Here is a 13,831-nt window from a genome sequence, read left to right on the forward strand (position 1 = left end):
CGCCGTAAGCTATTAGATGGACTTGCTGAGAAAGGGTTTGGTAAAGAGCAACTGTTTGAAATGCAACAACTTATCAACGCGGAGAAGAGCGATTTATTTGATGTGTTGGCGCATGTCGCTTATGCTACTCAACCGCTCACCCGAGAAGAGCGCGTCGGGCGGGCAATGGCACAGATCAGCGCGATCTTTAATAGTCAACAACAGGTTTTTCTTGATTTCGTGTTGTCGCATTATGTGAACTTAGGTGTTGAAGAATTGGATGAAAATAAGTTAACGCCGTTGTTGCAGCTTAAATATAATTCTTCACTTACAGATGCAATGAATGATCTTGGTCAGCCGGATGAAATCAGAAGGGTATTTAATGGGTTTCAGAAATACCTTTATCAAGAATGTATTGATAAAACATGATCTTAATGAACATGGAATCAGTGGATAATTTGCAAGTGTCAGTGTCAAATGATGAACCTGAGGTGCAGACTGTCACAGCACCGCAGCTTGATCTGATTGCGCTCTATCCGGCTTGCTTTGATCTAGCTCGTCCACGTCCACTGAAGTTGAGGATTCACCTTGACTTACTGGCAGCAGGTCATCATCCCGTTGACATCAAGTGGGTATTGGGTTCGTATTGCAAGCGTAAAAACTACCTTCAAACCATACAACTCGGTGCGACACGGATCGATCTACAGGGTCAACCAGCAGGCGAGGTGACTGAAGCTGAGACGATTATCCCGCAACGGGAACTGGCAATTATTTATGCGCGATTAGGTAAAATCCCACGCAAGCCAAAACCGGTTAAGATCAAAAGGGTTAAAAAGCCGAAATCACCACAGGAAGCTAAACCTGTTCCACCACTTGATGCCCCTTTGACCCCGGAGAGTATTGTGAGCGGTCGCCTTGAATTGACAGTGAAGTTTAATGAATTGCCTCAACCTGTTGTCGTTAAAGCTGGAATGAAGATTGGTATTCAGACTGACACTGCATTGGTGGTGACAACCTTAAAACCTAAAGCATGGAAGAAATTAGAGAAGGCACAAGCCGATTGGAAACAATGGGTTGCTTCAATGACTGGTAAGTTAGGTACTCAAGTTAATAGTGATGGTGGTACGATTGTGATGTTGGAAGATGTAGCAATACAGGTGTTTGAAAAGAAGGTGAAGGTTGAAAGTTAACGATGCTCTACTTATACCCAATCTTGGTTCCTTTTGTGCTATTGATCTACGGTTGTTCTTCGCAACAGCTCTATAACACGGGTCAAGCGTGGCAACAAAACGAGTGCAATAAAATCATCGACACACAGGAACAAAACCGATGTATGGCGAGTAGCAACACTTCATACGAAGATTACAAACGCCAAATTCAAGAGACCAAGGATGCGAAGTAGTAGTGCCCAAATCAACAGGACATGTATAGATTTTTATCTTGGTTTGGTACAATGAAATTTGCTAGTATTACACCGATTTGCAAACCAGTATCCTCTGGATAAATCTGAAACTAACCTTATGATTCTAGGAGAAAATATGAGTATTCTTTACACATATTATGTTGTGCTTTCAGCAGATACACATGGACATAAAAAAGCCGATTCAATAATAGAACCGGCTTTCCTTTTTTAACCACTAAATTCTTTTAACCGGCTAAACCAACAGACCTCAACAAGTTACTGGTTTTGCCTTCAATGTACGCAATCAACGCTGACACTTAACAAATTGATCCGGTTTTATCCGTTTCAAAACAGCAAAAGTAACCGCGCTGACTAAGGCTCAAGTTTACACGATCCGCCCCTTGTAAAAAAGAGCCTTTTGTTGATTGCGTCAAGGTAGCTAACATGGCACTTGACAATAAAACCACTGAAAACAAAGACTTTTTCAACACCGGTTGTATTTCCGAAGCACAACAACAGCCCTTCACGTTACAACGCCTCAACACCCAAGGTCATTTTGACCAAGTACATCCACGCCCAGCACATGGTGTCGTAGTGTTCTGGGAAAAGCGCAAACCCAGTGGTGGCTGGCAAGTACACCGCGCCGATTCACCGCTGATTTCGCAATTCCTCGCTGCCCAAAAAGGTCAAGAAGACCGTTATTTCACTGTCAATCAGTTCCATCACTGGCGACGAGTATCGCTGCTGTCATCGTTGCGGACGTGTTATGTCGATATAGATGGTTGTGTCGATATTGATAAAGCATTACAGCTACTTATTGCTGCCAGGCTGCCTGCACCCTCGCAAGTGGTCTACAGCGGACGCGGAATGCACCTGTATTGGTTAATCAAGCCAGTGCCAGCTAAAGCCTTACCAGTTTGGCAACTGGTGCAAAACAAATTGATCGCAACACTCGCATCGATTGGAGCTGATCCGGTAGCGAGGGATTGCACTCGGGTACTGCGCTTGTGCGGAACGATCAACAGCAAAAACGGGGCTGAAGTCACGGCGAAGGTACTGACAGGAAAACGGTGGACATTGCATCAATTGTCTGATGCTGTATTAGGAGAACGACCGGAGTGGAAACCATCCAATAAGCCAAGGTCAGCACGAATACGCAGTTTAGGTGCAGCACGAGAAGGTCGTAAATATAAAGGTAGTATTTATCATCGTTGGTATTTAGTTTATCAAGATTTAATGAAGATTGCGGATTGGTATTTTCTCGGTGGTATTCCCGAAGGTCATCGGGATACATGGTTATTTTTAGCCAGTGTTTCATTATCGTGGTTTGTGCCCTATGATCGTATTGAAGAAGAAATCATTAAGACAGCGCAAATGTGGACACCAGGATTAACAGTTAAAGAAGCGCGACGCACCATGCGCCCGATTATTCGGCGAGCACAAGCAGCAATGCGCGGTGAAAAGGTTGTATGGAATGGAATTGAAGTTGATCCACGTTATCGCTTTCGTCGTTCAACCTTATACAATTGGATGCAGGCGATTATTCCGGCTGAGTTATTACCACAGTTGCGGGCAATTATTCCTGATGAGCTGCGGGCACAACATAAGAAAGAGGCTGATGCTGGGCGTTGGGACGATCACTACACCAAGACAGGTGTGCGGGTTAGTAACGAAGATAAACGGACAACGGCAAGGCAGATGCGGGCAAAGGGGATGACTTATCAGGAGATCGCAACTGAGATGGATATGCCATTATCGACAATTGCGCGATGGTGCAACAAGATGTTGATTTGAAGAGATTTCTCGAAAACGCGCCTTGTATACCCGCCCCCGTAGGGTGTTGTTGGGCGTGTTATCCCCTGCTGTGTTTGCTGTTGGGTGTGTTTTTGATAACTGTGGTTTGTCGGTTGAGGACGATGTGGTTAGTGGCGTTAATTTGGGTTCTAACGCTGTCTGACGCTTTTTTGAGGGTTGACCCTTCAAAAGTGGTTAGGCTTCGGCTTGGAAGGCTCTAGGGCTTTCTCATGCGTTTTTACGGGGGTGTGGTCTTGGTGGTCTTGCTTTGTTCGATTCTTGATGTTGACAGCTGCATTCTACTCTGATTTGGAGTGGGTGGGTGATTTTTGGGTGGGGTTGGGCTTGGGCTGGTTGTTGGGTTTCGTGCAGTTTTAATTCAGGTTTTATTGGGTTTTTTAATTGGGTAGAGCAGGGCTTATTTTTTTGCTTTATTTAATTATTTACTCATTTCTTTATTTGGTTGGTTTGGTTTAACTGGCAGGTTTAATTCGGTTTTAATGGGTGTTTGATGGTTCTGGTTTATTGTGATGTCTGGGGTTTTTAATTGTGATGGTTGGGTTTTTTCAATAGCTTTGAGGTTGGGTTAATTGGTCGAGTTAATTCGTTTATTGCTGGTTTTGGTTTGTTCAATAGTTTCGTTTTCATTCAGGTTTAATTCAATGTTAGGGCGGTTGTTCAATTCGGTTTTAATTCATCTGCGGCGTGGTTATTTGCTTTGGTGATTGTGTTTAATCGGTGGTTTTTTGGTTCAGTGTTAATTGGTTCATTCGGTGATGATTCATTCAGGTTCATTCAGTATTTGACTGCGCATCATTCGGTTTTTCGGTGTGGCTTGCACAAACGCTCGTTTACTTTCTGAATGAACTTCCATGGTTTTTCAAGGGTTAGAATGTTGCATAAACGGGTTGCATAATGTGCTTAAACGTTAATGGAGGTTGTGCTCATGCGCTTTGGTTATGCTCGTGTTTCTACTCAAGATCAAGAAATTACCAGTCAAATCAGTGCGTTAACTGCTGCTGGTTGTGAGCGCATCTTTCAGGAAAAGGTTGGAGGTGGTCGTTGGAGTCGTCCCGAACTGGAACGGTTGTTGGATCACTTGCGTCCCGATGATGTCGTGGTGGTTTGGAAGTTGGATCGGTTGTCGCGTTCGTTGAAAGATTTGTTGGTGATTCTTGAGAAAATTGGCAACGCCGGTGCTGCGTTTCAAAGTTTGACTGAACCGGTTGACACCACAACTCCAGCCGGTCGATTGATGATTCAAATGGTGGGTGCGTTCGCAGAATTTGAGCGTGAGATTCTTCGTGAACGGACGCAAGCGGGTTTGGTGGCAGCACGCAAAGAGGGAAGAATTGGTGGACGGCGCTTCAAATTGACACCATTACAACAGCGAGAAGTGGTTGCAATGGTGACTTCAGGGCACAAAACCAACGCTGATGTTGCTCGATTATTTCGGGTTCATCCTGCAACGATCACGCGAATTTTAGCGAGACATCACCGATCACCAAGATAAATGTTTAGGTTATACAGTAGGTTAACAAATTAAAGATTTAACGAATTAAGTAAATACTTTTTTACGTTAAGGTATAAATCGTTATTGATGTAAATCGTTTTATATTCTAAAGTGTAAATCCTTCTTTCTGTAAAACGTGAATTACTTTTTTATGTAAAGCAGTAAATCTTTCTTTGTGTAAAAAAGGAAATCATGCTTTATTCTCCGACTTGACTCGTCAAATCTCCACAGTTGAGGTGAGCGCAACATGGGTCAGATCATCGGTTTTGTATCGCAAAAAGGCGGGGTTGGTAAAAGTACACTGGCGCGGTTGCTTGCTCGTGAATATGCCGCTAACGGTTGGCAGGTGAAAATTGCTGATCTCGACCCTGGTCAGGGCACTGTTTTCAAATGGCAACAACGGCGGGTGCAGGGATTATTGATGCCAGAAATTAAGGTTGAGCGATTTCGTATTGTTGAAAAAGCACTACCGGATGCAGTGAATTATGATTTATTCATCTTTGATGGAGCAGCGCAATCCAATAGTGGCACATTGGCAATTGCTCAACACAGTGATTTGATTGTATTGCCTACGGGTTTATCTGTTGATGATTTAGAACCCACCATTTTATTGGCACATGAATTGACTGCAAAGGGCATTGCAATAGAACGTATCTTATTGGTGTTTTGTCGGGTTGGTGATAGTCAAGTTGAACTTTCTGAAAGTCTAATGTATGTGCAACAAGCCGGATACAATGTTATTCCAACTGCATTATTAGAACGAACTGCTTATCGGCGAGCGAATGATGCGGGCAAAGCATTAACCGAATGTGCTTTTTTAACATTGAGAATGAAAGCTGATGCAGTGGCACAAGCAATAATGAATCAGCTTGCTCAATTCACTCAGGATACAACACATGGCTAAACCACCACCTCCATCCAATAAAACTTCTGTTCCTTCTCCAGTGGCAGTAGTAGATAACTTGAAACAACCGCAAGCTGGCGATCTCAAACCGCTGAACTTCAAAGTTGATCCAGCATTCCACCGTGAGTTTAAGACCTACGCTGCTACGCACGGCATCAGCATGTTGGAGCTGTTACGCGAAGGCTTTGATTTGGTTAAACAAAATCGTGTAAAGATTTAAGGAAAGGCGTATTTAAGGAAATCGTCTTTTAAGGATTTCAGGAAAAGATTTAACGAAATAAACCTTTCGTTATCATGGTAGATTTAAGGAAATAACGATTTAAGTAAAAAAGGTTTTAGTTAAAAAAGTATTTCTTTGGGCTGACTTCATGGATTAAAAGAGCAAGTCAGGTGTTTAAGAAATGTCAATGTTATTCGATTATTTCAAGTTCATTCTGTAATACTGGTATGGATTGTCGAGACATCCATTATCAGTGTATGGTTAAAGGAGCATTATCAATTGCGTTGACATTTTAATTACAGGTCGATGATATGCTTTATCAAGCATCTTCAATGGCATCAATCAATATCGAGAATCATTCAGTGAATCACTCAATCCGCAATACGAATATCAACATTCGTGCGCAACGTTGCCAGCGCGACCTCATCGATCAAGCTGCTGAGTTATTGGGTAAAACTCGCTCAGAATTTGTATTAGAAACCGCTTGTCGTGAAGCGCAAGAAGTGTTGTTGGATCAGCGCGTGTTGACACTCGACACTGAAAGTTTCCAAGCCGTTCAACTGTTATTGGATGCGCCGCCGAGTGACAATCCCAAGCTGCGGCAGCTGATGACTATGACAGTGCCTTGGGAAACATGAAATGGCAGTTTGTAGTGCTCCAACACGTTTGACGATTCACCACGATCTCATCCAGTTTGATAGCGGTGAACCCAGTCTTGATCAGTGGTTACAACAACGGGCAGTTCGCAATGAAGGTCGGGGCGCATCTCGCACTTATGTGATTGATGTTGAACACCGAGTGATTGGTTATTACTGTTTGGCAACTGCCTCGATTGCCAGTGATTTAGCACCAGGTCACTTGCGCCGGAATATGCCTGATCCTATTCCCGCGATGGTCTTAGGTCGTTTAGCAGTGGATCGTCATTGGCACGGTCAGGGTTTGGGCAAGGCATTATTGCGAGATGCCATCTTGCGCACAGTGCAGGTATCTGAATTTGTTGGAGTTAAAGCACTTCTAGTTCATGCGCTTTCTGAAGCAGCAACCCTGTTTTATCTCGCTCAAGGTTTCCATCCCTTTCCGCACAGTTCTAACACGCTATTTCTGCCACTTTCGGAGGTGAAGCAACCATAATGTCCGTGATGGGATGAACCCATCACGGATAGTTATGGTGTTAACTCGTATATCATGCCGTCAATATGCCGCAGAATATCCTGAAACACAGAATCACGCAGATGGATGATTTGAACGATAAGCCCGAAGTACAACCCAAACGCACTCCGCAGCGTGAGCTCATTGAGCTTTATCCCGACTGCTTTAACCTGAAGAAACCACGCCCGTTGAAAGTCGGTATTCGTCAAGACTTGCTGGCGGCGGGTCACGCTTCAAAATTGGTCAATTCTGTTATGTATGGCTATTGCCAGCGCATCGCTTATCTCAGAGCGATGCGAATCGGTACAGCACGGATTGATTTACAGGGGCAACCCGCTGGTGAAGTGACTGAGGCTGCTGCAATCATTGCACGGGACGAGCTAGCACTATTAAGACCCGTCAAGTCATCGAAACCCAAACCACCATCAGAACCCACACCCGTTCTGCCCCTTGATGCACCCTTAACCTCGGAGAACATCGTGTCTGGTCATCTTGAATTGACAGTGAAATTGACGGAATTGCCCACGCCAGTGGTGGTGAAAGCGGGGATGAAGATCGGGTTCAGACCGAGACCGCGCTGGTGGTAACGACCTTGAAACCCAAAGCGTGGAAGAAACTGGAGAAAGCCCAAGCGGAATGGCCGCAATGGGTGGCGTCGATGACCGGCAAGCTCGGTGCTCAGGTCAATAGCAATGATGGAACGATTGTGATGTTGGAGGATGCTGCGGTGCAGGTGTTCGAGAAAAAGGCGAAGGTGGCAGCGGTGGATAATTCATAACCCGTTGGGAATTCAGGATAAACGCATTTCATTGATTCAAGATGCTGCTGTGCTAACACGGTTAATTCTTTCACTTTGTATCAACCATTCTTAAACCAGCTTTTAAAGCTAAACAATCTCCCGCTGTGCGAAAGTGAGTTGTTCAATCAGATGCTGATAACGATCAAGTTGTTCCTGTTTGTTCGTAAAATCCTGTCGTAATTGATCTAGCTCTCTCTTGATGTCGGCTGTGAGCTTTTCACCCAAACTGTTACGCAACTGTTCTAATTGCTGATATAAATCGCCCGCTGCGTTGCGGAAACAATCCGCTAATTTCGTAAAAACGTCATGTAATGCCTGATTCAAGGTCTCTCGCAGGGATTCAATTGCATCGCGATCTTTGATTTCACCCTTGAAATTTCGGCTGATCAGTTGCGTCATGTCGCCCGCATCGAGTGTCAAAACCGGAATTGTTAATCTCTCCAAGCTATTGATTAGCATGGAACGAAATTGGTCGGGATCAAAGTTTTCACTTTGGGTGTCGATCTCGTTGATCAGTGTTTTACGCAAGCTCAATTTGAGAGCGTCCGGGTCGATCAGACGATTAAATCCTTGTTCAATCTCAAAAGTACAACTGCGGGCATAATGACGCAGTTGCTCAATGGCGTCAGTGGGACTGAGATACTCGTAATTAATGACAACGGTTTCTGTGTAGGTCTTGCCGCCAAACCAAGTGGATGGCTTAAATAAGTGAAAACTGACTGTATGATAACGCTCTTCCGTCTTTGAACCTGAGCGAGTATTCAACTGCGCATATTGCCCGATACTGCCTTGGATTTCGTGCAGCAATTTTTTTGAGGAGTGTTTTGCCTGATGCAGAGTTTCATCAATCCGTTGACCTAATATCCTTTCCAGATGACGAATGCGTGTTTCGCAGGCGGACTGCTGATCTTGCAGTTTGCGTATATCCCCTTTGTGAAGCTGTCGGTGGCGATTTTCCACTGCATCCAGCAAGCGTCGCAGACGCTCCTGTAATTGTTGACGTACACCAGGGACAATGCTGTCCTGCTGCTCCTGCAATAAGGTCTTTCGATCCTGACGAGCGAGATCATAAGCGTTTAGTAATGCTTGGAAATTACCGATGTGTTGCCAATCCTCGTCAGTAAAAGCGTAGTCGTTCCAGTTTTGGCGGGCTAACTCGACCAGTTCGCCATGCACATGCAGCATGGTTGTCGTCCATTTTTCTCTTGACCAGTTCGCATAACCGTGGGCAAACGTGCTGGCAAAAATTGGTTGAGTCATCTGTCGCAGGATGACGGCAGATTCAGGATGAATCTGTTCGCGCTGTGCCGCCATTTTGTGAATTTTTGTCGCCGCTCCACGACTCAGGCGCGTTTTTAGATTGTCTGTCGTGGCGGTCAGTGAATCTTGATCATGCCCATCGTCAAGAATGGCGGAATCGAACTGTCCCGCCACCAAGACCATGCGTTTGACACCCTTTCCGGGTAACTGCTGAGACAGCAACTCCATGTCCGGTTGATCTAAAAACTGGCTAGACCGCGATAGGAAGAACACAACATCGCATTGGCTCATGTAGTCGCGTGTTTTCTGTGTGCGGCTTTCTATCGGATCATTCATGCCAGGAGTATCGACCACTTCATAGCCTTGCAGCGCGTGATCTGGTAAGTAAAGATGCGTCATCTTCACTAAGGCAGTGTAGCGACCGTTTTCCCCCGTATAGTCATTCAAAAGACCGAGTAATCCGGTTATATCTTCGGTGCAGAATTCTTTTCTGTCGCCTTTTTGCAGTTCGGCGAACACATCAATTTCATTATCATTTGCTAATCTCACCAACTCCCGTGCGACCTTAGCCTGCGGATGGTTGCCTGCTCCAGCGGATAATGCTTCGATCTCTTGCCATTCATGCGGTTCATAAAACTCAACTTCCAAACGTGGCTGTTCGCCGTAAGTAATGCGGGTGAGATTAGCCGTTTTTGGCGTAGCGGCTTCTGGAAGGATGGGTTGACCGTCGAATAACAAGGCGTTGATGAAACTACTCTTTCCCGCTTTAACCTGACCCATGATGCCAATGCTGAGACGTTGTTCATCAGCGGAGAAACGTGCAACTTTATCTGCCAGCTCTTTTTTAAGGGCGATCAGATCGTTGACTTCAGTGAAACTATCAACGTGTTCGTTTAACTGCTCACAAATAGTGGAAATATGGTCGGTGAGTCGGGTAACTGATGGATTCATGGGCAACAAATAATAGTAGAATCAATTTTGATTTTTTCTATTTTAACATCAAACTCGTCAAATAAGACAAGCAATTATATTCTGCATTCAATCCATATATTTTTGCATCTGAGTTAAATAACGAATATTTTCTTCAAGAATGTCTCTTACTTGGGCTATTGCTTGCATTTCTTGTATTGCTCGTATTGCTTGAAATAAACGTACGTTTTTCAGATCATTTTTTTCTTCGACTTCTTCATTCTTCAATCGATGTTCATTTTTTTGTTTTTCTGAAAAATAAGCATGTAGTGTTAAGTACAATCTTCCTAATTGCGATTTTTTTGTTTTTTCGTCATTGATAAAGTTACTCCAAGCATGAAGCTTGAAAAATGATAGATCAAAATTAATTTTATCATGATTGTTTTTATTTAAAATAAGATTCGCCAGTTCTAAAGCCTGCTTTAATTTTATGCTTGAAATCTGAGTTTTTTCTGTGAGTGCAGTAAATATCTGATACTGTTCATCCGTTAAATCTGTTTCTACTTGACACAGCACTAATATATCTACCATAAAACTACCAACCAAACATTCTTTTTTAATAAAATCAAGAAATTCAGAAAAGCTATCTTCATTGATATAACGAGAATTATCAATAAATTCTACCATGCGCTCATCTAAATTCATGGATTTCAAAAGAGACCGCAGCAAACGACTTTGATTTTCACTAAATGCTCGACAGGAATTTACGAATATAGCCGTCAGATTTTTTCCATAGATTTCACGATCATAATCAGTGTAGCGCATTACATAGTGAGGATTTAATAAAGATTCGTCGATTTTTTTAATTAAAATACTATGCACGCTTGATATTTCTATTAGCTTACTACCATAATGCTGACAGAGTCCTTCTAGTCCTGAGGAAAAACCTTGCCAAACAGACCTCACTTTTGCTTGCTCGTTCAGAATATACAATTCAAGAACAATGATGCCATTTTCAATAGTCAGTGTGTCTTGGTTAAGGCTTATAATTTCACTTCCGATGCGAACTTCAGCTTTTAGGTTTTTTAATTCAGAAAGCCCGATATGATTATTGTCAGCAAGAGTAACAATTAACTTTTTTATACCTGCTGGAACCTTTCTTAAATCAAACTCAATCGAGTGGTTTTTTGTTCCGCTTAAATCTTCAGGCGGTATAAAAATTACCGCGCCTGATGGATGATGAGGCTGATTAGGATAAACAGCACCAAGAAGGTCTTGCGTTTTTCCAGATTCATTTATTAAAAAGCAAACTAAATTAATATCAAATCTTTGATCAATAGAATGACTGATAACAACAGTTCCTGAAAAAGCATTGAGTTTGATGTTTGCACCTGGCTGAAGTAACTGATTCATGTAATAAACTCCGGTAGGAAAGTTTCTTTTCTTCGGTTCTTCATCAAGAAGCTTGACCGTGTTGCATAACTTTTCTCATACGCTTTTGAATGGTCAAAACCTATCCAAGTTTGCGTAATAGATCAAGCATATCTACCTCATGCGTTTCCAGCAAGTCGATGTCTTGCGGTTCTGGTAGAGGAATACCAACTTCATCGCCAATCGTCTTGAGTCCCTGAAAAAAACGCTGGCGGAGACCTCGTAAGTCTTCACTAATTTGGTGCAACTTGCGCAATTCGCGTTCTGCGAGATCCCGCAAATCCCGCGCATCCGCTAGAATTTCCTCATCATCAGTCAACGCGAGGATACGATTTAGTCGGTTCAAACGCCGCCGTGCCAGATGTTGCTCGTTGTCGAGAAAACGCTGATAGGCGCTGAATTGACGTTTGAAGTTGAGCGCAAACCCTGGCGCTCTCGGCGTCGCGTTCCAAGTATTGAGATACTGGGTGATAGGGTTGAGCGGAAAATTCTGCTGCTTGCGAGTGGAAAATGGAATGACATCCACCGCCGTCAGTGCACGATTGGCGAGTATCGAACGAACCAAGGCTACCATGCGCACGATGTCTTCTGGAACACGCTTATCGGCACGACTGATAATGATCAGGCGAGGAATTCCTGGGCGGAGACTGGCGAGGAATTTCAAATCCGCTTCGCTGATCGTGCCTGCCTCAGCGGAGATGAGCCAAATTAAGAACTGTGCCGAATTCAGTTGCGAGCGCGCAAGATGCGCATCACTGCGTTCGTGCCAATGCGGATCATCCGGCTTGGAATAGCCGGGCGTGTCGAGCAACGCCAGATTGCGAAAAGTAAATTCCGGTACGCTGACAAACGCAGAGTACAGCAACGCACTGACTTGGCTACCGTATTTCAGTTTTTCATCATGAGTGAGACTGAGAAATTCCGCTTGCGACAACCTTACGCGCCGTTTGAAGAGATTGAGCGCGGTGATGTGTTCTTCTGACCCATGCAACAGATAGGTCGGTAATGACGTGGTTTCGTCAACTTCGGTAACGAGGCGTTTTTGACCAAGCAAAGCGTTAATAAAGCTAGATTTTCCAGCACTGAAGGCTCCCCCCAGACCCACTACCACCTTCTGCGCTAGATCCGGAAATTCGCAGAACTCGTGGAAACGCTCCAGTTCTTGTTTTAGGTTTTCCCATAGATCGGCAAAATTATCCGGGCTGCCACGCCGCGCCAGTGCGGGCAGATCCTGAAGCAGGATGGTTTGCAACTGTTTCAGTTCAGTGGCTAATTGATGCTGAACCGGACTGTCATCCACATCTGTATGACAGGCACGGCATAGCAGGCGGTAGCGAGATTCTAAGGCTTCAGTGGACATTGCCGGAGCGATCATCGTGGTTGTCATTGCGAATCTTTCTTTTCCAGCAAGTTTTGCATGATGTCGCGCAGTTTCTCATAATCGATCAGATAACCTTGACGCGCTTGTTCAAATGCTGCCTGTCCTTGCAACAACTCAGCCGCTAATTGATCCAGAGATTGTTGGTGTTGGCGGCTGCGTGTTTCTGTGGCGGTCATGATGTCCTGTTTGGCGGCATCTAACTGGCGTTGCAGATTGGCGCGAAGATCCTCGGAAATCTTACTGACGACTTGAGGAATCACCGAGTTGAGGATGTGTTGCTTGGCTTTCTCGCGTTGTTGAGCCGCTTGCGCTCCCTGATCGTCACCACCTTTCCAATCCACCAATCCCATCAAGACATTGAGCACCGCACCGATGGCGAGTCCAACAGGACCGAGCATGGCTAGTTTAGCGGTTACGGCAGTTATGATCATAGTAATGACAGTTTGCAATCCGGATAGGTCAATTTCAGACGATGAGTCTGCGTTCGCATCGAGATTGAAGTGGCTGGAGACATTCAGACTGGTCGGTAGCTCGTTTTCCAGACGATTGAAATAGCGTCTGAGCTTTGGGGCAAACTCCTGTTCAATGCCCTCGGAAATTGCCAGACGCACCGTTTGTCCCAAAACCCCCTGAAAATCGCCATTACAAAGTACCAGATGCGCCAATGTGTCCAACTGCGCGACTAAGCGGGTTCGAACCAACTCCATGATCCGTCGCGTGGCAGGACTGACCTGCGCATCCAACGTTTGGTTCTCAATCTCCAGGTGCACCTTGAACTGCTGCATTTCCTGCTCTAACTGGTGACGCTGCACCATGATTTGCTCGGCGTCCAAGTTGTCCTGATTCGCCAAAGTCTTTAGGTATTTCTCCAGCCCTTGTAACTCCACCAACAAGGGCAGGATAACAGCTCGATGAAAGCGTTCGTCGACGTGCTGTTGTAGATGTTGCAAGGCGTTCAGAAAAGGTTGTATCTGCTTCCTGGCAGAAACCTGCACGACTTCCAAAAGGTCTTCCTGCAAGATTTTGCGCATTTTCAGAAAGCACTTTTTGCTGCACACCTATCCACGTCTGCCTGGGGTTTTTTATCGCA

The 13,831-nt window shown here is 44.6% G+C and carries 14 protein-coding genes; 10 read left to right on the forward strand and 4 right to left on the reverse strand.

Features of this window, described 5'->3' with window-relative positions; genetic code table 11:
- The 10 genes from CXB77_RS18290 to CXB77_RS18340 form a co-directional block, all read left to right on the forward strand.
- Positions 1-408, forward strand: a 408-nt coding sequence (locus tag CXB77_RS18290; protein WP_277949443.1) for a type I restriction-modification enzyme R subunit C-terminal domain-containing protein, incomplete at its 5' end; no start/stop codon positions are given.
- Positions 409-413: 5 nt separating this feature from the next.
- A complete protein-coding gene (locus CXB77_RS18295) occupies positions 414-1,169 on the forward strand; it encodes a ProQ/FINO family protein (protein WP_172452750.1) in 756 nt (251 codons plus the stop codon).
- 656 nt (positions 1,170-1,825) lie between these two features.
- On the forward strand, positions 1,826-3,175 hold the full coding sequence (locus CXB77_RS18305) for a replication protein (RefSeq protein WP_105072991.1): 1,350 nt from the start codon (positions 1,826-1,828) through the stop codon (positions 3,173-3,175).
- Between the two features lie 931 nt (positions 3,176-4,106).
- Entirely contained in the window at positions 4,107-4,688 is a 582-nt protein-coding gene (locus CXB77_RS18310; protein WP_242445875.1) for a recombinase family protein, read from the forward strand.
- 247 nt (positions 4,689-4,935) lie between these two features.
- Positions 4,936-5,592, forward strand: a complete 657-nt coding sequence (locus tag CXB77_RS18315) for a ParA family protein (protein ID WP_105075005.1) — start codon at positions 4,936-4,938, stop codon at positions 5,590-5,592.
- The gene (locus tag CXB77_RS18320) at positions 5,585-5,812 is read left to right on the forward strand and encodes a hypothetical protein (protein ID WP_197711113.1); all 228 of its coding nucleotides are present in this window, start codon (positions 5,585-5,587) and stop codon (positions 5,810-5,812) included. Before CXB77_RS18315 ends, CXB77_RS18320 begins: the two co-directional genes overlap by 8 nt.
- A gap of 311 nt (positions 5,813-6,123) precedes the next feature.
- A complete protein-coding gene (locus CXB77_RS18325) occupies positions 6,124-6,450 on the forward strand; it encodes a DUF1778 domain-containing protein (protein WP_242445876.1) in 327 nt (108 codons plus the stop codon).
- Between the two features lies 1 nt (position 6,451).
- On the forward strand, positions 6,452-6,943 hold the full coding sequence (locus tag CXB77_RS18330) for a GNAT family N-acetyltransferase (RefSeq protein ID WP_105075007.1): 492 nt from the start codon (positions 6,452-6,454) through the stop codon (positions 6,941-6,943).
- 101 nt (positions 6,944-7,044) lie between these two features.
- Complete coding sequence (locus tag CXB77_RS18335) at positions 7,045-7,548, forward strand: ProQ/FINO family protein (RefSeq protein ID WP_172452751.1); 504 nt, start codon at positions 7,045-7,047, stop codon at positions 7,546-7,548.
- A 5-nt stretch (positions 7,549-7,553) separates the two neighbouring features.
- Positions 7,554-7,739: a hypothetical protein gene (locus CXB77_RS18340; RefSeq protein WP_105075009.1), complete on the forward strand. Its 186-nt coding sequence runs from the start codon at positions 7,554-7,556 to the stop codon at positions 7,737-7,739.
- Positions 7,740-7,847: 108 nt separating this feature from the next.
- Here the strand turns inward: CXB77_RS18340 and CXB77_RS18345 are convergent, their stop codons facing one another.
- The 4 genes from CXB77_RS18345 to CXB77_RS18360 form a co-directional block, all read right to left on the reverse strand.
- Positions 7,848-9,971 (reverse strand): dynamin family protein, encoded by a 2,124-nt coding sequence (locus tag CXB77_RS18345; protein WP_105075010.1) that lies wholly within the window; start codon positions 9,969-9,971, stop codon positions 7,848-7,850.
- Between the two features lie 87 nt (positions 9,972-10,058).
- Positions 10,059-11,342, reverse strand: a complete 1,284-nt coding sequence (locus CXB77_RS18350; RefSeq protein WP_105075011.1) for a TerD family protein — start codon at positions 11,340-11,342, stop codon at positions 10,059-10,061.
- Positions 11,343-11,442: 100 nt separating this feature from the next.
- Positions 11,443-12,747: a dynamin family protein gene (locus CXB77_RS18355; RefSeq protein WP_105075012.1), complete on the reverse strand. Its 1,305-nt coding sequence runs from the start codon at positions 12,745-12,747 to the stop codon at positions 11,443-11,445.
- Entirely contained in the window at positions 12,744-13,760 is a 1,017-nt protein-coding gene (locus tag CXB77_RS18360; protein WP_146108874.1) for a hypothetical protein, read from the reverse strand. Before CXB77_RS18360 ends, CXB77_RS18355 begins: the two co-directional genes overlap by 4 nt.
- Positions 13,761-13,831 lie beyond the last annotated feature (71 nt).

Origin of the sequence: Chromatium okenii (assembly GCF_002958735.1) — a bacterium.
In the GTDB taxonomy this organism is placed as follows: Bacteria; Pseudomonadota; Gammaproteobacteria; order Chromatiales; family Chromatiaceae; genus Chromatium; species Chromatium okenii_A.